Origin of the sequence: Acidovorax sp. LjRoot38 (assembly GCF_964252975.1) — a bacterium.
GTDB classification, from domain to species: Bacteria; Pseudomonadota; Gammaproteobacteria; order Burkholderiales; family Burkholderiaceae_C; genus Acidovorax; species Acidovorax facilis.
The window spans coordinates 480,420-506,572 of sequence record NZ_CAXUPT020000004.1 but is presented as its reverse complement, the minus strand read 5'-3'; the positions used below and the strand labels follow the sequence as shown (position 1 = coordinate 506,572).

At 64.3% G+C, this 26,153-nt stretch carries 21 protein-coding genes; 12 read left to right on the top strand and 9 right to left on the bottom strand.

What is annotated here, in order from left to right:
- The first annotated feature begins 159 nt into the window (after positions 1–159).
- The gene (locus tag ACSQ22_RS10010) at positions 160–753 is read left to right on the top strand and encodes a nucleotidyltransferase family protein (RefSeq protein ID WP_436130200.1); all 594 of its coding nucleotides are present in this window, start codon (positions 160–162) and stop codon (positions 751–753) included.
- 98 nt (positions 754–851) lie between these two features.
- Here ACSQ22_RS10010 and ygiD read toward each other — a convergent pair whose 3' ends face one another.
- Positions 852–1,757 (bottom strand): 4,5-DOPA dioxygenase extradiol, encoded by a 906-nt coding sequence (gene ygiD / locus ACSQ22_RS10005; protein WP_436130218.1) that lies wholly within the window; start codon positions 1,755–1,757, stop codon positions 852–854.
- A gap of 139 nt (positions 1,758–1,896) precedes the next feature.
- On the opposite strand from ygiD, the gene ACSQ22_RS10000 reads away from it, so the two are divergent.
- The 3 genes from ACSQ22_RS10000 (at position 1,897) to ACSQ22_RS09990 (ending at position 4,150) form a co-directional block, all read left to right on the top strand.
- Positions 1,897–2,787: a CoA transferase gene (locus ACSQ22_RS10000; RefSeq protein ID WP_436130199.1), complete on the top strand. Its 891-nt coding sequence runs from the start codon at positions 1,897–1,899 to the stop codon at positions 2,785–2,787.
- 15 nt (positions 2,788–2,802) lie between these two features.
- Positions 2,803–3,492, top strand: coding sequence for a DUF1294 domain-containing protein (locus ACSQ22_RS09995; RefSeq protein ID WP_436130198.1), 690 nt, complete (start codon positions 2,803–2,805; stop codon positions 3,490–3,492).
- Positions 3,493–3,688: 196 nt separating this feature from the next.
- Positions 3,689–4,150 carry a hypothetical protein gene (locus tag ACSQ22_RS09990; protein WP_121420036.1) on the top strand — a complete coding sequence of 154 codons (462 nt, stop codon included), beginning with the start codon at positions 3,689–3,691 and terminating at the stop codon, positions 4,148–4,150.
- Positions 4,151–4,624: 474 nt separating this feature from the next.
- Here ACSQ22_RS09990 and ACSQ22_RS09985 read toward each other — a convergent pair whose 3' ends face one another.
- Positions 4,625–7,027, bottom strand: a complete 2,403-nt coding sequence (locus ACSQ22_RS09985) for a YgiQ family radical SAM protein (protein WP_436130197.1) — start codon at positions 7,025–7,027, stop codon at positions 4,625–4,627.
- 176 nt (positions 7,028–7,203) lie between these two features.
- On the opposite strand from ACSQ22_RS09985, the gene ACSQ22_RS09980 reads away from it, so the two are divergent.
- Both ACSQ22_RS09980 and ACSQ22_RS09975 read left to right on the top strand, forming a co-directional pair.
- Positions 7,204–8,169: a bifunctional helix-turn-helix transcriptional regulator/GNAT family N-acetyltransferase gene (locus tag ACSQ22_RS09980; RefSeq protein ID WP_436130196.1), complete on the top strand. Its 966-nt coding sequence runs from the start codon at positions 7,204–7,206 to the stop codon at positions 8,167–8,169.
- 256 nt (positions 8,170–8,425) lie between these two features.
- A complete protein-coding gene (locus ACSQ22_RS09975; RefSeq protein WP_436130195.1) occupies positions 8,426–9,334 on the top strand; it encodes a proline dehydrogenase family protein in 909 nt (302 codons plus the stop codon).
- 83 nt (positions 9,335–9,417) lie between these two features.
- Here the strand turns inward: ACSQ22_RS09975 and ACSQ22_RS09970 are convergent, their stop codons facing one another.
- Positions 9,418–9,609 (bottom strand): hypothetical protein, encoded by a 192-nt coding sequence (locus ACSQ22_RS09970; RefSeq protein ID WP_218301018.1) that lies wholly within the window; start codon positions 9,607–9,609, stop codon positions 9,418–9,420.
- A 216-nt stretch (positions 9,610–9,825) separates the two neighbouring features.
- Here ACSQ22_RS09970 and ACSQ22_RS09965 point away from each other — a divergent pair, with 216 nt between their 5' ends.
- The 3 genes from ACSQ22_RS09965 (at position 9,826) to ACSQ22_RS09955 (ending at position 12,783) form a co-directional block, all read left to right on the top strand.
- Positions 9,826–10,419: an IMPACT family protein gene (locus ACSQ22_RS09965; protein WP_121506494.1), complete on the top strand. Its 594-nt coding sequence runs from the start codon at positions 9,826–9,828 to the stop codon at positions 10,417–10,419.
- Between the two features lie 211 nt (positions 10,420–10,630).
- Positions 10,631–12,046 carry a dihydrolipoyl dehydrogenase gene (locus tag ACSQ22_RS09960; RefSeq protein ID WP_436130194.1) on the top strand — a complete coding sequence of 472 codons (1,416 nt, stop codon included), beginning with the start codon at positions 10,631–10,633 and terminating at the stop codon, positions 12,044–12,046.
- A gap of 521 nt (positions 12,047–12,567) precedes the next feature.
- Positions 12,568–12,783: a putative motility protein gene (locus ACSQ22_RS09955; RefSeq protein ID WP_121420030.1), complete on the top strand. Its 216-nt coding sequence runs from the start codon at positions 12,568–12,570 to the stop codon at positions 12,781–12,783.
- Between the two features lie 33 nt (positions 12,784–12,816).
- Here the strand turns inward: ACSQ22_RS09955 and ACSQ22_RS09950 are convergent, their stop codons facing one another.
- From ACSQ22_RS09950 to ACSQ22_RS09935, 4 genes are read right to left on the bottom strand one after another with little or no spacing between them, the layout of a single operon-like run.
- Positions 12,817–13,962, bottom strand: a complete 1,146-nt coding sequence (locus ACSQ22_RS09950; RefSeq protein WP_436130193.1) for an NAD(P)/FAD-dependent oxidoreductase — start codon at positions 13,960–13,962, stop codon at positions 12,817–12,819.
- Positions 13,963–13,983: 21 nt separating this feature from the next.
- Positions 13,984–15,543: an amidase gene (locus tag ACSQ22_RS09945; protein WP_436130192.1), complete on the bottom strand. Its 1,560-nt coding sequence runs from the start codon at positions 15,541–15,543 to the stop codon at positions 13,984–13,986.
- A 44-nt stretch (positions 15,544–15,587) separates the two neighbouring features.
- Complete coding sequence (locus tag ACSQ22_RS09940) at positions 15,588–16,574, bottom strand: Bug family tripartite tricarboxylate transporter substrate binding protein (protein ID WP_436130191.1); 987 nt, start codon at positions 16,572–16,574, stop codon at positions 15,588–15,590.
- Positions 16,575–16,634: 60 nt separating this feature from the next.
- On the bottom strand, positions 16,635–17,999 hold the full coding sequence (locus ACSQ22_RS09935; protein WP_436130190.1) for a D-serine ammonia-lyase: 1,365 nt from the start codon (positions 17,997–17,999) through the stop codon (positions 16,635–16,637).
- A gap of 96 nt (positions 18,000–18,095) precedes the next feature.
- Between ACSQ22_RS09935 and ACSQ22_RS09930 the strand changes: the two genes are divergently transcribed.
- Entirely contained in the window at positions 18,096–19,058 is a 963-nt protein-coding gene (locus tag ACSQ22_RS09930) for a LysR substrate-binding domain-containing protein (protein ID WP_436130189.1), read from the top strand.
- Positions 19,059–19,409: 351 nt separating this feature from the next.
- Here ACSQ22_RS09930 and ACSQ22_RS09925 read toward each other — a convergent pair whose 3' ends face one another.
- Together ACSQ22_RS09925 and ACSQ22_RS09920 are read right to left on the bottom strand one after the other, a co-directional pair.
- A complete protein-coding gene (locus ACSQ22_RS09925; RefSeq protein ID WP_436130188.1) occupies positions 19,410–23,042 on the bottom strand; it encodes a PAS domain S-box protein in 3,633 nt (1,210 codons plus the stop codon).
- A 21-nt stretch (positions 23,043–23,063) separates the two neighbouring features.
- On the bottom strand, positions 23,064–23,882 hold the full coding sequence (locus ACSQ22_RS09920) for an alpha/beta fold hydrolase (RefSeq protein WP_409860765.1): 819 nt from the start codon (positions 23,880–23,882) through the stop codon (positions 23,064–23,066).
- 529 nt (positions 23,883–24,411) lie between these two features.
- Between ACSQ22_RS09920 and ACSQ22_RS09915 the strand changes: the two genes are divergently transcribed.
- Positions 24,412–24,714 carry a helix-turn-helix transcriptional regulator gene (locus ACSQ22_RS09915; RefSeq protein ID WP_010458494.1) on the top strand — a complete coding sequence of 101 codons (303 nt, stop codon included), beginning with the start codon at positions 24,412–24,414 and terminating at the stop codon, positions 24,712–24,714.
- Positions 24,715–24,729: 15 nt separating this feature from the next.
- Positions 24,730–26,061, top strand: coding sequence for a type II toxin-antitoxin system HipA family toxin (locus ACSQ22_RS09910; protein WP_436130187.1), 1,332 nt, complete (start codon positions 24,730–24,732; stop codon positions 26,059–26,061).
- Positions 26,062–26,153: the final 92 nt, after the last annotated feature.

Sequence of the window (26,153 nt, the reverse complement as noted above, 5' to 3'; positions counted from 1 at the left end):
CCCTGAGTCGCTGACGCGCCTTCCCCCTTTCTCTCGATTTGCTGCGCAATTCGGGAAGGGGGACGCAGCCAGCGCGGCGGGGCGGCCCTTGCGCGGCTACCTTGCGCCGGTCGCGCTTGTTCGAAAGACAGTGGCGATGCGCGATCTGTGGATGTCCCCTTGATTCACGCTTCTGATCTTCAGCGCCGCTTTGTGAGCGAAGCGCTCCAGAACCCGCACAACGCGGCCCTTCTGGAGCGTTTGCCGTTTCTGGGCCTGCCCGATGCGTGGCTGGTGGCGGGTTGCCTGTTCCAGACGGTGTGGAATCTGCACTCCGGCGTGGCGCCCACGGCGAACATCAAGGACTACGACCTGTTCTACTTCGACGGCAACGACTTGTCCGAATCGGCAGAGCAGCAGGTGCAAGCCCAAGTCGCCGCCCTCTTCGCCGACCTGCCCATCACCGTGGAAGTCAAAAACCAGGCCCGCGTGCACCTCTGGTACGAACGCTGGTTTGGCTACCCGTATGCGCCACTGCAATCAGCCCGCAACGGGATCGAGCGTTTTCTGGTGCCCTGCACCTGCGTCGGGCTGCAACCTGCTGACAACCTGAGCGTCAACGAGTCCACCCTGTACGCGCCCTACGGGCTGGAAGAACTGTACGCAGGACTGCTCAAACCCAACCCCGCATGCCCGCATCTACCGCTGTTCCAGGCCAAGGCTGAAAGCTACCGAGAACGCTGGCCGTGGCTGACGATCCGGGCCACCGCCTGATCGGCAAAGCCGCCAATTTTTACGTCTTTTTGCCCCTTAGCGCTTGATTTAAAAGCGCTGGCAGCTATCAAAATAGAAGCAGCCGACGTTTTCCTGCATCACCCCCACTGCACCGACCGCATCGAGATCGACGCCGACTGGTAACCCGTATTGAAGAATCGCGGCATCTCGCTGGGCAAAACAGCTCCTGCTACGTACAGCAGCGGCAGATAGTGCTCGTGCGTGGGGTGCGCCTGCTGGGCCACCGCACCCAGTTTCTGGAAGTCCTGCAGGGCGCCCAACTGGCCCTTCTTGATCTGCTCCTGAACCACGGTGTCGAACTCGGTGGCCCAGTCATACGCTTCGTTGGCGGCCGAGCCACGGCGGGATGCGCGCAGGTTGTGCACGATGTTGCCGCTGCCCACGATGAGCACACCCCGCTCGCGCAAGGCCTTGAGCTGCTGGCCCAGCGCATAGTGCTCGGCCGGGGCGCGGCTGTAGTCCATGCTCAACTGCATCACCGGGATCCGAGCCTGGGGGAACATGGGCTTGAGCACCGACCAGGTACCATGGTCCAGGCCCCATTCACCTTCGTCCACACCCAGTGCCCCGCCGGTAGCGGGCGACTTGAGTTCGCTGGCGAGGCTGCGCGCCACCTGCGGCGCACCGGGCGCGGGGTAGCGCTGGTCGAACAGCGCCTGCGGAAAGCCGCCGAAGTCGTGGATCGTCTTGGGGTTGGCCATGCCCGTCAGCTGCCAGCCGCCGCGTGTGAGCCAGTGGGCCGACACACACAGGATGAGCTGCGGCTGCACCGCGCGTGCCATCAGCTCCGCGCCCATGGCCTGCCAGCTGCGGCGCCAGGCGTTGTCCTCGATGGCGTTCATGGGGCTGCCATGGCCCACAAACAGCACGGGCATGCGGGGCGAGGGCTTGAGCGCCTGCAGCGCGGTCGCCGTGGCGGCGCTGCTCAAAGACGAGGTCATGAAAGCTCCCGGAAAGGCGGCCAGACCCGTGAGGGCGGCCAAAGAGGTTCTGCGTTGCATGGGTCGGGGAGCGTAACAAATTATGTATAACGCGGGGAGTGAGCCCGCGCGCCCCTTGAAGTTCCAGCGCCGCGTTTTCTCCTTCCGTTCAAAACCAAAACACCGAGACAACCCCACACCCATGACAACTGCCCTGCCCCAGCCCCTGCGCAACGTTCGCGTACTGAGTCTCGCGCTCAACCTGCCCGGCCCTGCCGCCCTGATGCGCTGCGCGCGCATGGGGGCCGACTGCACCAAGCTTGAACCCCCGCCCGCCCCGGGCCACCCCAGCGCCGACCCCATGGGCATCTACAGCCCGGCGGCCTATGCCACGCTGCACAGCGGAGTGCGCGTGGTGCATGCCCACCTCAAGACGGCAGAAGGCCAGGCCGCGCTGCACGAAGAACTGACCCGCACCGATGTGCTGATCACCTCATTCCGCCCCTCGGCGCTCACCAAGCTGGGCCTCTCCTGGGAGGCGCTGCAAGCGAAGTACCCGCGCCTGTCCCTGGTGCGCATCGTGGGCGCAGCCGCCGAGCGTGCCGAAGAGCCCGGCCACGACCTCACCTACCTGGCCGATGCCGGGCTGGTCACCGGCACCGAGATGCCCCCCACCCTGTACGCCGACATGGGCGGCGCCCTGATGGCCAGCGAGGCCGTGCTGCAGGCCCTGCTGGAGCGTGGCCACACGGGCAGCGGCGTGTGCATCGAAGTCGCCCTGGCCGACGCCGCAGCCTGGCTGGCCCAGCCGCGCGACTGGGGCCTGACCACCCCCGAGGGCGACGTAGGCGGCAACCACGCGGGTTACCGCATCTACCCCTGCGCCGACGGCCGTGTTGCCGTGGCCGCGCTGGAACCCCACTTTGCCGCCAGTCTGTGCGCCGCTGCAGGCCTGCCCGCCACGGGCGACCCGCAGGTGCTGCGCGCCCCTGCCACGCACGCGGCCGTGGCAGCCTTCCTGTGCACGCAAACCCGCGCTCAACTCGATGCGCTCGCGGTGGCGCAGGACATTCCCTTGCACACCCTGGTTTGAGAATTCCGTTGACCGATGCAGAAACAAGGCACCGTCATCCGCTGGGACGCTACTCGCGCCTTCGGCTTCATCCGCAGCCCGGACACGTCCGCCGATGTGTTCTTTCATGTGCGGGACTACCGGGGCACCACCCCGCCGCGCGAAGGGATCGCCGTGGTGTACGAGGAAATTCATGTCGGCGGAAAAGGACCACGGGCCATGGCAGTGCTGCCTGCGGCCCAGCAAGGGGGCGCATCCCCGTCCCGCCCGGTGGCTACATCAACCCCTCAGCGGAGACGACACGAACCGTCGCAGCGGACGCCCCAACCCCAGGCTCAACGCCACCGACGCCCTGCAGAGTCCAGTGGCCCACCCACCCCCGCCGGTCCGGCGATGGTGTTGATGCTGGGCTGGGTGGCGCTGCTGGCATGGGGCTTCTGGGCGGGCCGACTCCCATGGTGGGTGTTGGGGGCGGCCCTGGCCGTCAACCTCCTGACGTTTCTGGTCTATGCCATCGACAAAAGCGCCGCGCAAAACGGCCAGTGGCGCACCAAAGAGAGCCATCTGCACCTGCTGAGCCTGGCAGGCGGCTGGCCGGGTGCTTGGTTTGCGCAGCAATGGCTGCGGCACAAATCCCGCAAGGTGGAGTTTCGCGCCGTCTACTGGGTCACCGTGGTGCTGCATTGCGGGGCGCTCGGGGCCTGGGCGGGCGGGTGGCTGCCATAGCGGCGCCACCAATGCAGTATCAATTTGATAGCTGATAGCGCTTGATACAAAAGCGTCAGGGGCAATTTTTAGTCAAACTTTGCAGCCCATCGCCCGCAACACAGGGGGCTGACGCGCAGATTGCCCGCTGGCCTACACCGTGCGCCACAGCCACGGGTTTCAATCCCAAAGGTCTAAAACACCTCGGGAGAAGCCCATGAAACCCCTCATTCTTGATTCCACCATGACCAACATGGGCGGCGTTTTCTACCCCACCGGCCATGTGTTCGCACTCTTCCCCGACGAAGACTGCGTGCGCCAGGCCGCCACCGCGTTGCAGGCCGCTGGCCACCAGGGCGACACCGCCTACGCCAGCCCCGAAGTCATTCTGCAAGAGATCGTCCGCACCCTGGGCACGGCAGATGCCCCGATGCCCTCGGTGGGCGCCGAGGGCGACATGGTGCGCCGCATTGCCGACCTGGCGGGCACTGGCCACCACGGCATGCTGATCGCCATGGCCGACAAAGACAATACCGACACCCTGGTGGAAGCCATTGCCCCCCAAGGTGCAGTCACCGCCTTCTACTACCGCACCTTCATCATCGAAGACCTGATCTCACAGCCCGCCGGTGACGGCCCGCAATCGGTGGTGGTGGGCACCCACGCAGCAGAAGGCTGAAGCTTGCATTCATCGCACAGCAGCGGTACCGGCCGGGCTGGCAACGCTGGTTGAAAACGGCAGAAGGAGTTTTGGCCGGGATCCAGCAAATCCCTCCGGGGCGCAAAGGCCCAGTGCTTGCGCCCGGTAAACGCTGCCGCAATACCGTGCCGGGGCATCACCAGCAGGATTTGCCGGTGGAACCCCACGGCCGTGCCCCCCCCGCTCCGGCATGCTCCACCACTGGTCGGCATAGCGCGCAGCCGCCAACCCATAGACACCGTGGGCGCAAACACCCTGGCTACCCAATCGCGCGATACCAGCTGGCGGCCATTCCACTCGCCGCCACGCAGGTAGAGCAGCGCCAGGCGCGCCATGTCGCGGGTGCGCATCTGCACGCTAAATTCACCGGTGGAGGTACCTTGTGGATCCGCCTCCCGCGACACATCCCGCAAACCCAACGGGCCAGACAGATGCGTCAGGGCGTAGGCATGGTCAGCGGGGCTTGCGTGCCGATGGTTTGGCCGCCCCGGTCACACGCGGCGGCAAGCCGGTGTGCTGGGTCAGCATGCGGCCCTTTTGGGGCTGCCCTGGCTTGGCAGGCCGGGATGGCAGCACTTTGGCGGCTTCTGCCTTCTGTCCCACGGGCGTCGAGTTCTTGCGCCGCGCACTCTGGTATCCGCCGTCGGTCAGCGGCTGGAAGGTCGGGATCAGGTGGTGCTTGCCGTTGCCGATCAGATCCGCGCGGCCCATGGCCTTGAGCGCCTCGCGCAGCAAAGGCCAATTGTTGGGGTCGTGGTAGCGCAGGAAGGCCTTGTGCAGGCGGCGGCGCTTGTCGCCGCGCACGATGTCCACAGCCTCGCTGTCGCGCGTGATCTTGCGCAGCGGGTTCTTGTTGCTGTGGTACATGGCCGTGGCCGTGGCCATGGGGCTGGGGTAGAAGGTCTGCACCTGGTCGGCGCGAAAGCCGTTCTTCTTCAGCCAGATGGCGAGGTTCATCATGTCCTCGTCGCTGGTGCCCGGGTGCGCGGCAATGAAGTACGGTATCAGGAACTGCTTCTTGCCCGCTTCTTCGCTGAACTTCTCGAACATCTGCTTGAACTTGTCATAGCTGCCGATGCCCGGCTTCATCATCTTGGTGAGCGGCCCCTGCTCGGTGTGCTCGGGCGCGATCTTCAGATACCCGCCCACGTGGTGCTGCACCAGCTCCTTCACGTATTCAGGGCTTTTCACAGCCAGGTCGTAGCGCAGGCCCGAGCCGATCAGGATCTTCTTGATGCCCTTCAATGCGCGGCCACGGCGGTAGATCTTGATCAGCGGGTCGTGGTTGGTGCCCAGGTTGGAGCAGATGCCCGGGTACACGCAGCTCGGTTTGCGGCAAGCAGCCTCAATCTCGGGGCTTTTGCAGCCCAGGCGGTACATGTTGGCGGTGGGGCCACCCAGGTCGCTGATGGTGCCGGTGAAGCCCTTGACCTTGTCGCGGATGTCCTCGATCTCCTGAATGATCGAATCTTCACTTCGACTCTGGATGATGCGGCCCTCGTGCTCGGTGATCGAGCAGAAGGTGCAGCCGCCAAAGCAGCCGCGCATGATGTTGATCGAGAACCGGATCATCTCCCACGCGGGGATCTTGGTCGCGCCGTCGTGGCTGCCGTTCTCGTCGGCGTAGCTCGGGTGCGGGCCACGGGCGTAAGGCAGGTCGAACACGTAGTCCATCTCCGCCGTGGTGAGCGGGATGGGCGGCGGGTTGATCCACACGTCGCGCGCGGTCACGCCCTCGCCGTGCGCCTGCACTAGCGCGCGGGCGTTGCCGGGGTTGGTTTCCAGGTGCAGCACGCGGTTGGCATGGGCATACAGCACGGGGTCGCTTTTGACCTGCTCGTAGCTGGGCAAGCGGATCACGCTTTTGTCGCGTGGGGGCACCTTGAGCTTGGCCTTGAGCGCCGGGTTCGCCACGAACACCATGGGCTGAATGGCGGGGTTGGGCTCGGCAGATTTTGGGTCTTTTGGGCCGCCAGCGCTTGCTCCACCTTCGCTAGTTGCTACGGCATCAGGAGCATCCTCCTTGCTACAGGTACTGCCCTGGGCAGCCGCCTGTTCGCTGGTGGTCATGTAGGGGTTGACGTGCGCCTCGACACGGCCAGGCTCGTCCACGCTGGTGGAGTCGATCTCGAACCAGCCCTTGCCGGTCTCATCATCAGGCCGGCGCACAAACGCCGTGCCGCGCACGTCGGTGATCTGTTCGACCGGCTCGCGTGCTGCGATGCGGTGGGCCACCTCAACCAGCGCACGCTCGGCGTTGCCGTACAGCAGCAGGTCACACTTGGCATCCACCACGATGGAGCGGCGCACCTTGTCGCTCCAGTAGTCGTAGTGCGCAATGCGGCGCAGGCTGCCTTCGATGCCGCCCAGAATGATGGGCACGTCCTTGAACGCCTCGCGGCATCGCTGGCTGTAGACGATGGCGGCGCGGTCCGGGCGCTTGCCGCCGATGTCCCCGGGGGTGTAGGCGTCGTCGCTGCGAATCTTCCGGTCGGCGGTGTACCGGTTGATCATCGAATCCATGTTGCCCGCCGTCACGCCCCAGAACAGGTTGGGCTTGCCCAGCACCTTGAAGGGCTCGGCGCTTTGCCAGTCTGGCTGGGCGATGATGCCTACGCGAAAGCCCTGGGCTTCGAGCGTGCGGCCGATCACGGCCATGCCGAAGCTCGGGTGGTCCACATAGGCATCGCCCGTCACCAGGATGATGTCGCAGCTGTCCCAGCCCAGTTTGTCCATCTCGGCGCGGCTCATCGGCAGGAACGGGGCCGTGCCAAAGCGCTTGGCCCAGTACGGACGGTAGCTGGTCAATGGCTTTGCGGCGCGCGCAAAAAAGGAGACGTCAACGGGGGCGTTCATGCAGAGGAGTTTCGCGGCCGGCCCTTGTGCGTCAAGGGCGTCGTGGGGCGCGGCTGTGGTGGTTAACCCGCGATTTTACGGCGGCAAGCCCTTTTTGTCGCTGCTTGCGCGTTGCCCTTGTGCGTTGGAGGTCTTGATGAACATCAGGCATATACTTGCCAAAGTCAATCAATTGCATGACTAAGGCATTCATGACCACGACCAGCACTACATCCCAGCCCACCTCCGCAGCCGTGAAAGCAGTGCGGCGTTTCAACCGCTTTTTTACCCGGCGGGTGGGCGTGCTCGACCCGTATCTGGGCAGCGACCTGTCGCTCACCGATGTACGCGTGCTGTACGAACTGGCGCACCGCGAGGCGCCCGTTGCCAGCGAACTGGCGCGCGACCTGGGCCTGGACGGCGGCTACCTGAGCCGCATCCTGCGCCGTTTTGAAGCATCCGGCTGGATGACCCGCAGCGCCAGCACCAAGGATGCCCGCCAGAGCATGCTCACCCTCACCCCCACGGGGCGCGAGGTGTTCGAGCCGCTGCAGCAACGCTCACACGACGAGGCCGCAGCCCTGCTGACCCCCCTGCCCCCCGCGCGCCAGCAGGAGCTGGTGGACGCCATGGAACGCATCGAAGCCTTGCTGGACCCCGCCAACGCGGCGCCTAAGGCCACGCGCATGGCCGTGCTGCGCGACCCGGTTCCTGGCGATATCGGCTGGGTGGTGCAACAGCACGGCGAGATCTACTGGCGCGAATACGGCTGGGACAGCCGCTTTGAAGCCCTGGTGGCCGACATCGCCGCGCAATTTTTGCGCAAGTTCCAGCCCGCGTGGGAGCGGTGCTGGGTGGCCGAACTGGACGGCGAACGTGTAGGCGCCGTGTTTGTGGTGCGCAAATCGGCCACCACGGCCCAGCTGCGCATGCTGATCCTGTCGCCCAAGGCGCGCGGGCTGGGTCTGGGTGCGCGCCTGACTGACGAGTGCATCGCCTTTGCGCGGGCCAAGGGCTACAAGAAGATGGTGCTGTGGACCAACAGCTGCCTGGCTGCTGCACGGGGCATTTATGCCAAACGCGGATTCAAGCTGGTCAAGTCAGAGCCGTATGAAGGTTTTGGCCAGCAGCTGGTGGGGGAGACGTGGGAGCTCAAGCTGTAACATCGCCGGCTTGGCACCTCACGTCGACAACTACCCAGAGAAGAACGCATGCAACGCGCCGCCTGGCCTCCATTGATGTACTGAACGCCCACAGCGTGAGCCTCCACTGCGCCTTTGGCACAGACGGTGGCAACCGCTGCCCTTGCTGGCCCCCTGCGCGGGCCAGCGCTTTGCTTTTTTCGTTTATTTCGAGTGCTCCGTTGCCATGACGGAGCTCGGAAGACGGAAGGCGGCAGTTCTCATCCTGGATACCGACATGCAACTTCTCGACACACTGGTGGCGCGCGCCATCCCTTGGGTGCCTCTCGCACTGATCCGCAAAATTTCTCGCCGCTACATCGCAGGCGACACCCTCGCCGAAGCCCTCGTGCGCGTGCATCAGCTCAACGCGCAAGGCTTCTCCGTGACGCTCGACGTACTGGGCGAAACCATCTCGACCCTGCAGCAGGCGCAGGCCACTGCCAACATCTACATCGAAGTGCTCCACGCCGTCCACGCCCAGGGATTGCAGGCCAACATTTCGATCAAGCCTTCCGCACTCGGGCTGCTGCTCGATGCGCAGCAGTGCGAACAACTCATCCTGAGCATTCTCGAAACCGCAGAGCACCACCGGAACTCCGTTTGCCTGGATATGGAGGACACGCGCTGTACCCAAAAGGAAATCGAATTGTTCGGACGCTTGCGGGAAGGCTTTGACAACGTCGGCCTGGCACTACAGGCCTATCTGCTGCGCACCTACCAGGACATTGAGCCGCTCTTGCGCAAAGCCAGCACCTTGCGCATCTGCAAAGGCATATACGTGGAGGATCGCTCGCACCTCGTGCACGAGGCCTGGAACGACCGCAGTGCCATCAACGAACACTTCCTGAAGCATGTTGAGCGTTGTTTCGAAGCAGGTAGCTTCGTCGGCATTGCCACGCACGATGCTGCATTGATCGCGCGCATCGTCGAACGGGCGCGCCGCGATGACATCGATCGAAGCCAATTTGAATTTCAGATGCTGCTGGGCGTGTGCGAACCCCTGCGCGACAAACTGCGGGACATGGGCTTCAACGTGCGCATCTATGTGCCCTTTGGCAAGGACTGGTATGGCTACAGCACACGGAGGCTGAAGGAGTCTCCCCGAATCGCAGGGCATATCGCCAAAGCGCTGATCGGGCTCTGAAAACACCCCATAAAAAAATGGTCCCTCAGGACCATTTTTTTGTGACGCGGTGGCAATACCACCACCGGCAGCAGGCGAAACAGCTACCACTCCCCCACTTCGCGCACCCGCTGGGCCAAGTCCGGGATCGCATCGTCCTCCACAACGGGTGCTGCCTGTACTGGGGCCATGACCGCCTCCGCCACACTTGGCTGCGCGCGCTGGGGCATCAACCGACCAAAAACGTGGCTGGCGAGGGTTTCATGCAGGGGAGCGGTAAATGGTGCGGCAAACATGGCAGTTCCTTTTCTGATGGCCTGAGTGCTTTCAAATCGGTAGCAGCAGGTTAGGCCACAGCAACAAGCCTCAAGTGTAGGAACGAGCGCCTTTTGCAGGTGTGACAGAACGCACAAACAACACGGTTTTGTCACGAAGGGCGCGCTTATCGCGACAAACGGCACGGTGCACGCCACAAATCGGCCGAATCCGCCACGCCGTAAACTCTTCGCCCCATGTCACAGACCCTGGCTGCGCCCGCGCACAGCGAAATCATCATCAAGAAAAGCCGCTTCATCGGCTGTGTGCAACCCATGGCCGACCGTGCCAGTGCGCAGGCGACGGTGGATGCCCTGTGGAAGCAGCACCCCGGCGCCGCCCACATCTGCTGGGCGCTGCTGGCGGGTGGCCAGTCGGCGGCGGTGGACGACGGCGAGCCTGGTGGCACGGCAGGCCGCCCCATGCTCGACGTGCTGCGCCACCAGGACCTGGAAGGCGTGCTGGCCACCGTGGTGCGCTACTTTGGCGGCGTCAAGCTGGGCGCAGGCGGACTGGTGCGAGCCTACACCGACACCATTGCCCAGGCCCTGCTGACTGCGCCCAAGGTCACGCTGCAACGCATGAAAACCCTGCAGTGCCATGTGCCCTATGCGCTGGAGGGGCTGCTGCGCCGCGAGATCGAGGCCGCGGGTGCGGAGCTGATCAACGTGCAGCACGGCACGCTCGTCACGCTGCAGTTGCGCTTGCCCGAGGCCCAGGCCGCCGCCTTTGTGCTGCGCATCAACAACAGCGGCCAAGGCCGCGTGGGCTGGACCGAGCCCGACGCCTGAGCTGGGAGTGTGGGCGGCAGAGGGAGCATCCGGCTGCAACCCGCGATAAACCGGTCTCGCGCGTTTCGCTTCGATGCCTTCTGCCGCCCACCCTCCTGGGGGCAGCCCAGCCGGACCTGGCGCCGACTCGGAACAAATGCCTTTACGCCTACAAGCGCTGTAGCGGCAGGCCGCCACACTCAGAGCTTTACCGGGCTGCTAAGGAGACGCTATGAGCCAACCGCTCGACACCATCATCATCGGCGCAGGCACCGCCGGTCTGGCCGCCCTGCGCGAAGTGCGCAAGCGCACGGAACGCTACCTCATCGTCAACGAAGGCCCCTGGGGCACCACCTGCGCCCGCGTGGGTTGCATGCCCTCCAAGGCACTGATCGAGGCGGCCAACGCCTTCCACCGCCGCCATACGTTTGAAGAATTCGGCCTGCGGGGCGCCAGCGCGCTGACCGCCGACCTGCCCGCCGTGCTGCAGCGCGTGCGCGATCTGCGCGACGACTTTGTGGCCGGCGCCCTCAAAGCCACCAGCGAACTGGGCAGCGCCCAGATGTCGGGGCGTGCCACCCTGCTGGGGCCCCACTCGGTGGACATTGACGGCACCGCCTACGCCACCCGCAGCCTCATCATCGCCACCGGGTCACGCCCCAGCGTGCCGGAAGAATGGCTCGCGTTTGGCGACCGCATGCTCACCACCGACACCTTGTTCGAGCAAAGCACCCTCGGCCCCCGCATTGCCGTGATTGGCATGGGCCCCATTGGGGTGGAGATTTCGCAAGCCCTTGCGCGGCTGGGCTTGCAGGTGGCCGCATTCACCACGGGCGATACGCTGGCGGGCCTGAGCGACCCAGTGCTCAACGCCGAACTGACAGCGCTGCTCAAGCAGGAAATGGTGCTGCACATGGGGGCCGAAGCGCAGTTGCGTGAAGTACCCGGCGGCATTGAAGTCACCAGTGGCAACAACCGCGTGGTGGTGGACCAGGTCATCGCGGCCATGGGCCGGGTGCCCAACATCCAGTACCTGGGCCTGGAGACGCTGGGGGTGCCCCTGGACCAGCGCGGCATGCCCACCGTCAATCCACAAACCCAGCAAATAGGCGATTTGCCCGTGTTTCTGGCCGGAGACGCCAACACCCATGCCCCCCTGTTGCACGAGGCCGCCGACGAAGGCCACATTGCGGGCATGAACGCGCTGGCTGACACCCCCACCCGCTTTCAGCGCCGCACCCCGCTGGGCATCGTGTTCTGCGACCCCAACATCGCCACCGTGGGCCAGCGCTTTGCCGACATGGACCCCGCCCACACCGTCACCGGCACAGCCAGCTTTGACAACCAGGGCCGCGCCCGCACCGCGCAGCAAAACCACGGGCGCATCTGCATCCACGCCGACCAGGCCACCGGCCGCCTGCAGGGCGCTGAAATGTGCGCCCCACAAGGCGAACACATGGCCCACCTGCTCGCGCTGGCCATTCAGCAAAAACTCACCGTGCACGATCTGCTGGGTATGCCGTTCTACCACCCTACGCTGGAAGAAGGCTTGCGCACTGCGCTGCGGGATACAGCACGGCAATTGCCCCAGGGGCGCGAGTCTGATTTGGCGACGTGCACGGCCATTGGGGTGGCGGCGTTGGAGTAAGAGCCTTAGAGCCTATTTACGATCTCCCAGGAGTCGCGCAGCGGTCTTTGCGGGATGGTATGCAAGGCGCGGTGCGCAGCCAATAGCTCGGCTATTGGCAAGCGCCGCAACGCCGCAGACCGCCCGCAAAGACCGCTGCCCGAAGGGTTGGAGCGAAATCGGGCGATTGAACGCCTCGGCTGCTTGCATGGGCATGAGCCCACGCGGCGCACCCGAAAGCATCCACTCATCCCGATTGCGCTCCAACGCGACCCCTGGGAGATCGTAAACAGGCTCTTAAGGATGACCTGCACAACTCCCTGCGGTCTGTGATAGCGCGGTCTCGAGCGGGCCACTGCGTTGCTTTTCTTGCCAATAGCGCGGCTATTGGCTGCAAAAAGACGCCTTGTGCCCCATCCCGATCCGCACTACCACCGCCTCGCGAAGGTTATGCAGGTCATCCTTAACAGGGCAGAGATGTAACACCCCTCAAGCCCACTTCCCAAATTGCCGATATCCACCCAGTACCCCAAGGAACCACCATGGACGTCGCCCTCACCAACAGCATCGTCAACACCGCCACCGCGCTGGCCAGTGCCAAGACTTCGGATGCGCTGAACATGGTGGTCTTGAAGAAGGCGCTGGACATGCAGGCCGTGTCGGCCGCCACGATGCTGGACGCCATGCAGCAGTCCATGCCCCAGCCTGCGCTGGCAACTTCTGGCACGCTGGGCACCCAGGTCAACACGTTCGCCTGAGCCGCTCGGCCACCCAAATCAAGGGGCGCGGAACTACCTCAGCCGCGCAGGCGACAGCCCTGCCACATCCACCTTCTCGCGCACCAGCTCCTCGGCCAGCGATTCGCCGCGCAACAACTGCCGGGCCAACAGCGAGGCACCTGCAGCGCTTTGAATCCCGTACCCACCCTGCCCGGCCAGCCAGAAGAAGCCGGGCACATGGTTGTCCCAGCCAATCACCATGTCGCCATCGGGCACGAACGAGCGCAGGCCCGCCCAGGTGTGGGAGGGGCGGCGGATCTGGAAGGTGGTTTTTTCCTCGATGTGATAAATCCCCGTGGCCACGTCCAGTTCTTCGGGCACCACGTCGTGCGGGTGTGTCGGGTCCGCGTTGGCGGGCGAGCCCAGCAGCTGGCCCGCATCGGGCTTGAAGTAAAAACTCTCGTCGATGCCGATCACCGCAGGCCAGTGCGTGGCGTCCATGCCCTCGGGCACGGCAAAGGTGAAGGCGGTGCGGCGGCGCGGCTCCAGGCCGATGGGCGGCACGCCTGCCAAGCCCGCTACCACGTCAGCCCAGGCGCCTGCGGCGTTCACAATGGTTTTGGCCTGCAGCACCCGGCCATCGGCCAGGGTCACCTTCCAGCTATCGCCAACGCGCTGCAGGGCCGTGACCTCGGCATTCGTCAGCACCTGGCCGCCGCGCTGGCGCAGGCCACGCAGGTAGCCCTGGTGCAGCGCGTGCACATCGATGTCGGCCGCCTCGGGCTCGCTCATGCCTGCGGCCACGGCTTCGGGCTTCAGGCACGGCAGCTGGGCCAGCAGTGCGGCCTGCTCCACCCATTCCACGTTGGGCGAGATCGCATGGGCTTCTGCATAGGCCTGTTTCAGCATGTCGAGCTGGTCCGGCCCGGCCACGTAGACCACGCCACGGGGCGAGAGGATGGGGTCTGACCCGAACTCCGGCGGCGGCGCGTCGTAAAAAGCGCGGCTCACCCGCGTCAGCGCCTGGATGTTGGGTGTGCCGTAGGTAGCCATGTACAGCGCGGCCGAACGGCCGGTGGTGTGGTAACCGGGCTGCGATTCGCGCTCCAGCAGCAGCACGCTGGCGCCCTCCCCACCGGCTTTGTCCTTTACCAACTGCCAAGCCACCGAGGCACCTGCAATGCCCGCGCCAATGACGATGGTGTCCACTGATTGCATGGTTTTGTCTCCTGGCTTCGTTCAGACCGCAGAGACTTGCGCCGCCGAGGTGGCACGGTCATCACGCGGCAGGCTGCGCGCATCACGCTGATCGGGCGCGCCGGTTACGATGGAGGTCAGCGCGGGATCGGCATTTGTTTGCATCAGCTTGGCGATGTCAGGCCGTGGGCGGGCCAGCCCGGCGATGCCCTTGAATGCTTGCTCCAGCGCGTGGCCCACGCCCAGCGTGTGGCGGTCGGCGCGAAAGCGCCCCACGATCTGCAGACCAAACGGCATCCCCACGTCATCCAGCCCGCACGGCAAACTGAGCGCTGGGTGCGTGGTCAACGTGGTCACATAGGTCAGCGCCAGCCATCGGTAGTAGTTGGCTTGCGGCTCGCCGTTGATGTGGCTGGCAAACAGCTGGGTCCACGCAAAAGGCGACACGGGCGTGGTGGGCGCCAGGATCACGTCGTACTGCTCATACAACTTCTGGAACCGCGCCAGGATTCGCGTCTGCTCGGCCTGCGCCCAGGCGCTGTCCAGCAGGGTCATCGCAGCGCCCATTTCGTAGTTGGCGCGGGTGTTGGGCCCCAGGCTGGCGGGGTCGCGCTCGTAGGCCTCGCGCGTGCTGGCCACAAAGGCTTCGGCGCGCAGCACGTCAAAGCAGCGGTGCACGTCACCCAGGTCGATGTCGATGGCATCGCAGCTGGCAAACAGGTGCTTCATGGCCTGCACCTTATGGCGGAACACTGCGCGGATGCCGTTGTCCACCGCGCAGGCGCCAAAGTCTTCGGTGTAGGCCACCCGCAGGCGGCTCAGGTCCACCGTTTCGGGCAACAAGAAGCTCATCGGGTCCAGCGGGTAGCTCAGCGGGTCGCCCGCCGACATGCCTGCCGTGGCGGCCAGCTGCAAGCAGGCCTCTTCCACTGTGCGGCCCATGGGCCCCACCACCGAAATAGGAGTCCAGCCCAGCAGCTTGCGCGAGCTGGGCACCACCCCCGGCGATGGCCTAAAGCCCACCACGCCACAAATGGACGCCGGTATGCGCAGCGACCCACCCGTATCCGACCCCGTGCACACCGGCAGCATGTCGCACGCCAGCGCAGCGGCCGATCCGCCCGACGAGCCCCCGGCATTCAGGTTCGGGTTGAACGGGTTGCCGGTGGCGCCCCACACCGTGTTGCGTGAGTTGGCGCCAGCACCCATTTCGGGGATATTGGTCTTGCCCGCCACGATGGCGCCCGCCGCGCGCAGCCGCGCCACCAGCACGTTGTCCTCCGCCGGGATATTGCTGCGGTAAATCTCCGAGCCGTAGGTAGTCAGCAGCCCGGCCGTGGCTTCGAGGTCCTTCACGCCCAGTGGAAGCCCGTGCAGCAGGCCCAGCGGTTCGCCACGCAGCACCGCCTGCTCGGCGGCCTTGGCCTCGGTGCGGGCGCGGTCGTAGCAGGTGGCGGTGATGGCGTTGACATGCGGGTTGACGGCCTCGATGCGCTCAATGCAAGCGTCGAGCAGCTCGACGGGCGAGACTTCCCGCGTGCCGATGTGATGGCGCAGTTCGTTGGCGGTCAGCTCGACCAGGGTGCTGTGTGAAGTCGTCATGTCGAATTTGTCTCCTGTTTCTTGCTTGCCTGGTGGGGAGCAGATCAGTCTGCCGTGATGGCCGCCCGCTGCGCCACGGCGCGCATCAACGGCAGTTCCTTGTCGATCAACTCGCTCACCGCCTTGGCAGAAGCATAGGTCGGTTCAAATCCCACGGCGATTAGTTTGTCGCGGGTTTCGGGGTCTGCCACCACCTGCGCCAGCGTCAGCTCCAGCCGTGCCTTGACGGCGGGCGGCAAGCCGCGTGGGGCCACCATGGCCAGCCAAGTGTCCATCTCCACGCCGGGGTAGCCACTTTCTGCGAGCGTGGGCACCTTGGGCAGCAGGGCCGAGCGCTTGCCCGCCGTCACGGCAATGGCCTTGATCTTGCCGTCTTTCAGCTGGGGCAGCGCGGCCGACACGGTATCGACGGTGAACGGAATCTGTCCGCCCATCAGGTCCACCATGGCGGGGGAGCTGCCCTTGTAGGGCACATGCTGGATCTTGAGGCCCGCCGCGTGGAAGAACATCTCGCCCGCAAACTGCGACGTGGTGCCGGCACCATACGAGCCGTACGAATACTTGTCGGGCGCGGCCTTCACCATGGCCACAAACTGCTTCACGTCGCTGACCGGCACGTCCTTGTTGGCCAGCAGGATCAGGCTGGTGCGCCCTGCGATGCCAATGGGCTCAAAACTCTTGACCGGGTCGTACGGCAGCTTGGCGCGCACGGCGGGGTTCACGGTGAAGGTGGTGCCCGAACTCATCAGCAGCGTGTAGCCGTCCGGCGCGGCCTTGGCCACATAGGCCGCGCCGATGGTGGTGCCCGCCCCTGCGCGGTTGTCAATCACCACGCTCTGGCCCAGCTTGTCGCCCAGCTTCTTGCCAATGAGGCGGCCCAGCACGTCGGTGGCGCCACCGGGCGGGAACGGAATCACCAGCGTGATGGGCTTGGTAGGGAACGTAGCCTCTTGCGCCACGGCAGGGCCCCATGCAGCGCCCCCCAAAGCACAGAGGATGGCGGACGACAAAAGCAGTTGTTTGCGGTTCATGGGGTGCTCTCCAAAGGTGACAAAGGTTGGGGGGATAGACGAATCAGGGAATGACAACAATCAGCCTTGCGCCGCGAGCACGGCCCGCCCACGCTGCACAAAGCCCTGGTACTGCGCATCGGGCACCAGCAGACCGCCCGTGGTCCACACCAGGTGTGTGGCGTTGCGCAGCACCGCGTCGATGCCCGTGCTGCGCAGCCAGGCCTGCCCGGCGGTAGTGCCCGTCAGCATGGCCGGGCCGCTGAAGCCTGCCGCAGCCGAGGGCTCGATGCGCTCGCCCAGGGCATCGAGCACCAGCACCAGCTGCGCAAACAAGGTGTCATCGGCCACGGTAAACACGCCCGACAGCAGCGGCTGCATCAGCTCGGCGGCCAGCAGCGACGCACGCGGCACGGCCAGGCCATCTGCCTCGGTGCGGTTGGTCAGGCCCCAGTCGTACACCGAGGGGTGGTCGCCCATCCCTGGTGTGGTGTCGGCCACCATCTGCACCATGAAGCATGGCGACTGCACCGGCTCGGCAAAAAAGCAAAACACATGCGGCCCCAGCAACTGCCGCAGGCCAAACGTGATGCCCGCTGGCGCGCCCCCCACCCCGCAAGGCAGGTACACGATGAGCGGGTGCTCGGCATCCACCGCCACGCCCTGTTCTGCCAACTGCTTTTGTAGGCGCAGCGCCGCCGCGCTGTAGCCCAGCAACAGCGAGAACGATTGCTCGTCGTCCACAAAGTGGCACAGCGGGTTGCTGGCCGCCTCGGCGCGGCCTGCGGCCACGGCGCGTTCATAGTCGCCGGTGTGCTCTACCACCTGCACACCGCGCTGGCGCAGACGGTCCTTCTTCCATTCCTTAGCGTCGGCCGACATGTGTACCGTGGCCTGGAAGCCCAGGGCCGACGCCACCACGCCAATGCTCATCCCCAGGTTGCCGGTGGAGCCCACCGCCACCTGGTAGCGGCCCAGCACCTCGCGCGCTGCCTGGGTGGCCAGCGCGCGGTAGTCATCACCAGGCTGTACCAACCCATGTTGCAGCGCCAGCCGCTCGGCCAACTCCAGCACCTCGTGCATGCCGCCCCGGGCCTTGATGGAGCCCGCCACCGGCAGGCTGTGATCGGCCTTGATGAACAGGCGCCCCTGCCCCTCGGCCAAACCGAGCGCAGGTTGCAACGCGGCGGCGGGCAGCAGAGGCGACTCCACTACGCCCCCGGTGGCAGCCAGCTCCGGGAACACCTGCGCCAGCAGGCCCGCAAAACGGGCCAACCGGTCGGCGGCGGCCTGCGTATCATCCAGACTAATGCTGCGCCCCAGCGCCTGCAAAGCAGCCGGTGGTTGCGCCTGCCGGGCCGGGTTGGACCACAGCGCGGGCTGGGCATTGCGCAGGCGGGTGGCCAGCAGCGCGTCCAAAGCAGGCGTTCGTTCAGCAGGCGTCATACAGATTCATTCAGTCGTTGAAGTCTTGCCTGCATTCTTCGCCGGTCACGCCGCTGTCACAAGCCATTTATAGTGAGCGCAGCATTAGTATTAATAATGGATATTCGCCTCTCCCCGTCCCTGCTGGCCTGGCTGCGCAGTTTTGATGCAGCAGCCCGCCATGGCAGCTTTACCAAGGCGGCGGCCGAGCTGTGCATTACCCAGGGCGCCGTCAGCCAGCAGGTCAAGCAACTCGAAGACTGGCTGCGCCGCCCGCTTTTCTTGCGGACCCCGCGCGCGCTGGTGCCCACGCCCGAGGGCAAATGGCTGGCCGTGGTGCTGCGCGAGAGCTTTGACGCCATCGAAAGCACGCTGGCCCAAATGCGCCAGCCGCCCGAGTCCGCCACCGCCACCTTGAGTTGCTCACCCTCGTTTGCCATGAGCTGGCTCACGCCCCGCTTGGGCGACTTCTTTCGCCAGCACCCGCACACCGGCCTGCGCGTGTTTGGCGAATTCCACACGCTGGACCGCACCCGCATGGTGCGCGACGGCATCGAGGCCGCCGTGCGGTTCGATTTAGGCGGCTACCGCGACCTGAACGCCACCGTGTTTCTGGACGAGTGGCTCATCCCCGTGGCCAGCCCCGAGTTCCTGGCCCGCCACCCGCCCATCACCCAGCCGCAAGACCTGCACGGCGACTGGCTGCTGCACGACGGCAGCGCCTGGGACGGCGCGGACACCTATGAAGAGTGGCAACACTGGTTTGCGCAGGTGGACGCCACGCCACCGCCCTGGGCAGGCGGCCAGCAGTTCAACCTGTCGCAATTGGCCCTGGGCGCCGCCCTGGCAGGCCAAGGCATCGCCATGGGCCGCGCTGCGCTAGTGCTGCAGGATGTGAAGGCGGGGCGACTGGTGCCGCTGCTGGGGCGCAGCGTGTTGTCGCGGGCGGCGTATTCGTTTGTGACCACAACACACCCGAGCCCGGCGATGCAGCTGGTGCGGGAATGGTTGGGGGATGAGGCGTTGCGGTTTTGTGGGGAGCGGGGGCAGGTGCTGCCAGCGCCGCTGGATGCCAGGTAGCTGGGTAGGTCAGGTAACGGCGCCCAACCGGCGCACTACCCAGCAACTAGGTGTCAGGTGGTACCCAGTGAGTCGAGGCAAATACTGCGGCTAAATATTCGATCTTTTTGGCCCCTAGCGCTTATTGAGCAAGCGCTAGCAGCTATTATTTTTTGACAGATTCTTGGCTGTTCATGGCGAATGAATCCTGAGATAACTGGCACAGGTGGCGTGGTTAACGAGGAAACCGCCCGCGCTCTGTGCGGGATGTATGGAGTGCCTGAGGGCGTTTTGCATCAAACCTCATCCTCGCGTTGGCCGCTAACCGCTAGTCGCTTTCCACGGGCTGGTGGCGGCCAGGCGATGGTAGCCTCACAAGGCAGTCGCCCCGGCCCTGGTCGCAATACCTGTCAAGCGGTCGATGGGCTCGGGGCGGTGCTCTAGGTATCCCTGCGCATAGTCCACCCCCATCTCCTTGAGACGCTCCAGCACTTCTGGGCTCTCTACAAACTCAGCCACTGTTTCCAATCCCATCAGTCTGGCGACATCTGCGAAGCAGCGAACCGCCGCTTCGTCCAGTGGATTGCTAAGGAGGGTTCGAATGAACTGCCCGTCGATCTTGAGGTAGTCAACGGGCAGGGCTTTGAGATACCCGAACGAAGATGCGCCAGCACCGAAGTCGTCAAGCGCGACTTTCACGCCGACTGCGCGAACATGGCCGATGAAGATTGCCGCGTCTGCAAGGTTTGTGACTGCGGCTGTTTCGGTGATCTCCAGGCAGAGCCTTGAACAGGTTGCTGCACCTGCTGCGGCGAACAGTGCGAGCGCCCACGCGTGAAAGGCCCTGTCGCCCACGGACTGGCCCGAGAGATTGACGCTGAGGCTGTCGATAGCGTCGGGTTCGTCCAAGCATTGCAGCCACCGGACCGCGTTTTGTAGGACCCAGCGGTCAATGCGCGACGCCAGATGAAAGCGCTCGGCGGCAGGTAGAAACACTCCGGGCTGCACCAAGGATCCATCGTCGTTTCTCAAGCGCAGCAGAACTTCGGCGTGAATGCCCAGCGCTTGATCCCTCAGGCAATGGATGCGCTGCGCAAACAACACAAAGCAATCGTGGTCCAGCGCGTGCTGGATCCGGGTCGTCCACTGCATCTCATGGTTTCTTTCGCGCATGGTTACGTCGGTTTCAAACCAAGCATGGACGCGATTCCTGCCAGCCTCCTTAGCCGCATAGCACGAGGCATCGGCAGCTTGCTGGATGGCTGCGGCATTGGCCCAACGCTTGTCCAGCGGAACGAGACCAATGCTGGTACCGATCCGAAAGCGTCGCTCCCCATGGATGAATCGAAAATCGTTCATGCGGTCACAGATCTTCTGGGCAACTCGGCTCGCCTGTTCCATGGTGCAGTGTTCAAGGATGATTGCGAATTCGTCACCCCCCAGGCGAGCAAGGGTGTCGAGCGTGCGGATCGAGTCCCCCAGCAGCTTGCTGACCTGCTGCAACAACTGGTCCCCGATGGCGTGACCACACGCATCGTTGACCAGCTTGAATTGGTCCAGATCGATATACAGCAGCGCATGGTTGCTGTCGTTCTCCTGCGCATGGCGCAGAGTTCTGAGCAATCGTGACTCGAACTCTGCACGGTTTACAAGCCCGGTTAGCGAGTCGTGCGTGGCCCGATAGGTCATCTCGCCGCTAAGCCTGCGCTGCTCGCTGACATCATGGAAGACGAGGACGACGCCGAGCATTTCGCCCTGCGGACTGCGAATGGGGGCCGCTGAGTCCTGGATGCCGTATTCAGTGCCGTCTCGCGCAATGAGCAAGGTTTTGGGGGCCAGGCCCACCGTCTTGCCTTCAGCCAAACAAGCGGCAACCGGGTCGGGTGCAGGCTCGCGCGTTTCTTCGTTGATGATGTGGAAAACCTGCAGCAGGGGACGCCCAATCGATTCCGAAGATAGCCACCCTGTCATTCGCTCGGCCACCGGGTTGAGCCAGCTGACCAGCCCATCGGCATTGGTGGTGATGACGGCGTCCCCAATCGACTGGAGTGTGACCCTCATCAGTTCGTGCTGCTGAGCCAGTTCGGCGCTGAGTCGCAGCATGGCATCGTCACGGCGTTTTCTCTCTGAAATGTCGATGTGGATACCGAACACCCACTCGGGCCTGCCATCGGCTGTGCGTGTGATAAGCCGCCCCCGATCTTCGACCCAAATCCAGGAACCGTCCCGATGGCGCAAGCGCAGTTCGGACACGTAGGCATCGCTGCGCCCAGCGAAATGCTCTCGCAGCAGCTGCTGAGTCTGGGGTAGTTCGTCCGGGTGGGCGATGTCCGCGCGGTACTGATTCGTTATGACCCCCAGTTCTTCGATGGTCCAGCCGATGATCTCTGCCCAGCGAGGGTTGACGATCACCTCGCCGGTTCGGACGTTCCATTCCCACGTGCCTGCGTTAGTACCCTCTATCAGATTGCGCAAGCGCTCATGTTCCCTTTGAAGCTCACGTTCTGCGCGCCTGCGAAGGGTCACATCCTCGACCACAGCCAAGCTGCGAATAGGCAGGCCTTGATCGTCTCGCTCCAGAATTGCTGATAGCAGCACGTCGACGATCGCTCCGTGGCTCGTGATCATTTGATAGGGTATTGCGTCACATCGGCCCGTCGCGAAAAAGGTGGGAAGTACTTCCTCTTTGGCGCGTCTACGGGATTCTTCTGTAAGGAAGTCTGAAGACAGTCTGCCGATAACGTTGTCCCGACGGTATCCAAGGCAAGCGAGCCACGCATCGCTCACGTGCAGAAGTCGGCCCTGGGCATCAATCGAGTGCAGCATAGCTGGCGTGGTTTCGTACATCGCCTGCAGCCGGCCCTGCGCAACCACCAGTGCCAGTTCTTGCTCTCGCCGCTGCGTGATTTCCTGAAGCGTGCCGCGCAGGCCACTGACGCTCCCTGACGCATCGCGCACAGCCTCGCCGCGCGCCTCCACCCAGCCTGGATGACCATCGGGTCGCCAGTAGCGCAGATCCAGAACGTAATCCTCGCCGGTGTGCAGCGCATTGGATACCCGCTCCGCGAGCCTGGCATAGTCTTCCGGCTGGTAAATGCGAGATTGATCTTCAAAACTGGGTGCAGGCGCCTGCGGGTCGCCGCCGAGCATCGAGTACAACTGGGGAGACCACGTAACCACATCTCCCTCGACTTGCCAGCTCCAACTGCCCGTTTGGCCAAGCCTCTGGGCTTCTTCCAATGCCAATTGCGTTGTCTTGAGTGCAGTAACGTCACTAACATTGACGAAGAAACCAAGTACCTCGCTGCCTGCGATATCGGGCACGTAGTGCGCCAGGATGTGGCGGGGACTTCCGTCGAAATTGGTGACAGCACGTTCGAAATGCTGTTGATGCCCGGCCAGCGCAGCGTGGGCGTATTCCTCGTTCCATTCAACGATGCGTTCGCCCAGCAGCTCTTCGCGCGACATGTCGATCAGCTCATGCGGCTGCCTGCCGAACCATTGTGCGTAGGCATGGTTGGCAAAGCGGCAGCGCAGACCCTTGTCCCAGTAAGCCACCATGCCTGGGATCGCGTCAGTGATGGCACGAATAAAGCGCTGGCTTTCGCCGAGCGCGAGGCCCGCCGACTCTGCCAGGTTGCGCTGTTCAATGAGTTCAGCCTCGAAGCGGTGGCGCTCGTGGGTGGAAACAAGGCTCCAAAAATAGGCGGGAGCGCCCTGGTATTCCCCCCGGCGACTATTGAGTAGCACAGGCACCCGGGTTCTGTCGCAACCGCTGACTTGCAAATGGATCTCGCTGATCTTCCCGTCCCGCAGCAAAGTGGGCCAAATATGGGTCTGCAGAAAAATGCGGCTGGCTGGCGGCAGCAGTTCCTCAAACAACGCTCCAATGCGATTCTCTCGTGCCCCTCCGACAAGCGCGAGAAGGGCTACATTCACGTCAAGCAGGCGGCCCGCTTCGTTCGTGACGACCACCGCGCAGGGCAATTGGTCCAACAGATTCATGGAAGGGGCCTTGCCTTTGCGTCAGGCAGCGACGCAAGCGTGATCAAGGTAGTCACGCATGGCCTTGATCACGAGAGATGGGTTGCTCATGTGCGCGCAATGGCCGGCAACGTCGAGCACTTGCAGTGTGCTGCCCGGCAGGTGTGCGTGGAGATACTCCCCGACGGAAAGTGGGGCCAGAGTGTCGCTGCGGTGTTGCAATAGCAGTGATGGCCGCGAGACCTTGGCCAGGTCAGCCCGGTTGTCCGCGAAGAAAGTGGCCCTGGCGAACACCTTTGCAACTGCCGGGTCCGTCGAGCAAAAACTGTCTGTCAGGGTGCTGGTCACGTCGCCGGCTCCTGCATTCCCCGCAACCACCGGCGCCAGGTAGTTGGCCCATCCCATGTAGTTCTGATCCATCAGCGCCAGCAGACCTTCCAGGTCGTCACGCTCGAAGCCCCCCGCGTAGCCGGGCGGGTCATTCAGAAAGCATGGAGACGGGCCCAGCAAAATCAGCCGGTCAAACAGCGAAGGCCGCTCGATGGATGCGAGCATGCCGATGCTGCAGCTGACGGAATGGCCTACAAAGGTCACTCCCTCGTCCAGACCAAGGGCATCGCACACTTCCAGGACATCCAGCGCGTAGCCCCGAAGATCGGCATACCGCAACCGGTCAAACGCCGCGCGGTCCGAGCCGCCGCTGCCCACATAGTCGAACAGCACTTGGCGGTGCGTAGCTCTGAACGCAGGTGTAATCAAGCTCCACATATCTTGATTGCACCCAAAGCCGTGCGCGTACATCAGCACAGGGCCTTCGTCGCCCAGAACTTTGACATTGTTTCGTTTCAAAACGCTGCTCATGGCGCATTCCCTCGGGTTGATACGGTATCAGGGCAAACCGGTTCCTACCATTTCGTAGGTTGCCATGCACTATAGCGACGCAGGCGCTGATTGGCCGGGTGAGATGGGCGGTGGTGCGGCCAAACCCCGCGTTTGACAATAGTTTGCAGTTCGCCTGTGAATCCGGGTGCAACGCCATCTCACTCGTGTGAGACGGGCAAGATCACGCCGTCATAGCCAAGAGTGGCGGCCGGTTTCTCGAGTGCGATCCAGCACTTGGCCGATATGAAAGACTCCAAGGTGATCGGGCAATTACCGCTGTGAGCCACACAGCGTCAGTTCGTCAATCCGAGACCGGTGGCCGCAGTCGCTGTATTGCCACCATTCCGGGCAGTCCCGGTGTCTAAGACATCAAATGCCAAGGAGCAGTGGCAGAGACTGGACTGACTTACCGCGGCCATACCTACTACTTTCCGCTACGCTGTGACGAAAATCTCGCAGCGAGATAAATACTATGATCTTTTTTAGTATTAAGAGTATAAATATAATCATGTCTACCGATCTCATCCCCACCCTCGCCGCCGCCCGCAAGGCCCACCAGATGACCCAGGCCCAGCTTGCCGAAAGCGCGGGCCTTAGCCGCATGACGGTGCAGCGCACCGAAGGCGGCGACCTGGATCCGCGCTATTCCACCCTGGCCGAGATGGCCCGCGTGCTGGGCATGGACATCATTGCCGTGCCCAGCAGCCTGCGGCCCAGCCTGGAGGCGTTCATCCAGTCGGGGGGCAAGTTTCTGGGCCAGCCCGAGGGGGTGGATGCGCCGCCATCCGTGGTGGACGGTCTGCGCCGCTGACGGTAGCAACACTCCATGAGCACCTCCATCCGCTACCTGCGCCTGTACCTGCACCGCCCGGCAAAGGCGGACGGGGCGGCGGGCGGTAGCGAGCCGATTGGCTACCTCTCGCAATACGGCGACATCCTGCGCGTGTCGTTTGACGAGAGCTACATCCGCAACCCGCAGCGCCCCACCCTGTCGCTGAGCTTTCAGGGTGCCGACGAGGCCGCGACGCAGCAGATCCTCGCGTCGGCGCGGGATGCGCGGCTGGTGCGCACCGATGGGCGCTGGCCGGTGTATTTTCAGAACCTGCTGCCCGAGGGCCACAACCGCGAGCGGCTTGCGCACGAGCGTGGCTGTAGCCCCGATGACGAGTTCGAGCTGCTGGCCGCCGCAGGCCACGACCTGATGGGCGCGCTGGAGGTGGAGCCCGTGCCTGCGCAAGACGGCATCCCGGACGTGGTGCGGCACTGGCACACGACCCAGGGGCTCGATGTGCTGGAGCCGGGGTTTGTGGAATACCCGGTGGAAGACGCGGCGTCGCTGCCCGGCGTGGTTACCAAGTTCAGCGCGGTGCAGGACGGCCGCCGCTACACGGTGCATCGCAAGGGCGCGGCGGGCAGCGTGATCTTGAAGCTGCCCACCACAGCCCACCCCGACCTCGTGGCCAACGAGTTCACCGGCTACCAGCTGTGCAAGGCGCTGGGCCTGCATTGCGCCGATGTGCGCGTCATCACCCGGGCCGAGGCCGACCTGCCCGATGCCGTGCCCTTCAACGAAATTTTGGCCGTGCAGCGTTTTGACCACCTGCCCGGCGGCGCCCGCGTGCACATGGAAGAGTTCAACCAGGTGCTTGGCTACACGCCGCGCCAGAAATACGGCAAAACCCATGGCAAGGGCGCGCTGCAGGATTGGGCCACCATGCTGCGCGTGCTCAACCGCCTGAGCCGCCAGCCGGTGTTGGACACGCGCGAGTTTCTGGCGCGCATGGTGGCCTTCATCCTGATGGGCAACACCGACGCGCACCTGAAAAACTGGGCCCTGGTCTACCCCGACGGCCGCGTGCCACAGCTGGCCCCGGTGTACGACCCGGTGTGTGTGGCCGCGTTTTTTGAGGGCGTGCCGGACCAGCAATATGCCGTGAACCGCGCCATCGACAACACCCTGCGGGCGCTGACCTGGGACGACATGGAAGGCCTGATGAAATCGGCCGGGCTGCTTCGCGTGCCCCGGCACCTGGCCTTGTTGCGCGACACGGTGGCGCGGGCCAAAACGGAATGGCCCGGCCTGCTGGAGAGCGCCCCGGCGTCTGTGCGCAATGTGGTGGCGCAGCGGCTTGCAGGCGATGTGGCCCTGGCCCGGTGATGGCGGGCCACGCGGCAAAATCGGCAGGCCTGCGCGCAGGGTTCGGCGCGGGCGGTGCCTTGTGACCCCGAACCGTTTTTTGATTTGCTCCA